Source organism: Mesorhizobium sp. M8A.F.Ca.ET.208.01.1.1, assembly GCF_004791315.1.
Classification (GTDB): domain Bacteria; phylum Pseudomonadota; class Alphaproteobacteria; order Rhizobiales; family Rhizobiaceae; genus Mesorhizobium.
This window is the reverse complement of record NZ_SRUT01000401.1, coordinates 1-284: the sequence shown is the minus strand read 5'-3', so window position 1 is coordinate 284 and position 284 is coordinate 1. Positions and strand designations below refer to the sequence as shown.

Here is a 284-nt window from a genome sequence, read left to right as displayed (position 1 = left end):
AAGGCCTAGCCTTGCTGCCTGTCGCTGCCTGGTTCTGCATGATCTCCCGCGCGTCAGTCAGCACTGGTCGAGAAGCTGAATCGGTTCGATAGGAAGGTGGACTGCGACCGCTGCGCGGTCAACGTCCCTGGATCGGTCCTCATCGATCGCAGCCGGTGCTTAGCATCGCTAGCGGCTTGAAAAACAAAGCACTTGCACTTCAACTGGGTCGGCATGGCCACCTCGATCATGCTGATGCCGCGCAGACGCAGCTCCTTTACAAAGTCGGTCCTGTAGCGTGTGAC

At 58.8% G+C, this 284-nt stretch carries 1 protein-coding gene; it reads right to left on the bottom strand.

Features of this window, described 5'->3' with window-relative positions:
* Nucleotides 1-53: 53 nt before the first annotated feature.
* Nucleotides 54-284 (bottom strand): hypothetical protein (locus tag EN851_RS36920; protein WP_210234966.1); only part of this gene is annotated, 231 nt, incomplete at its 5' end.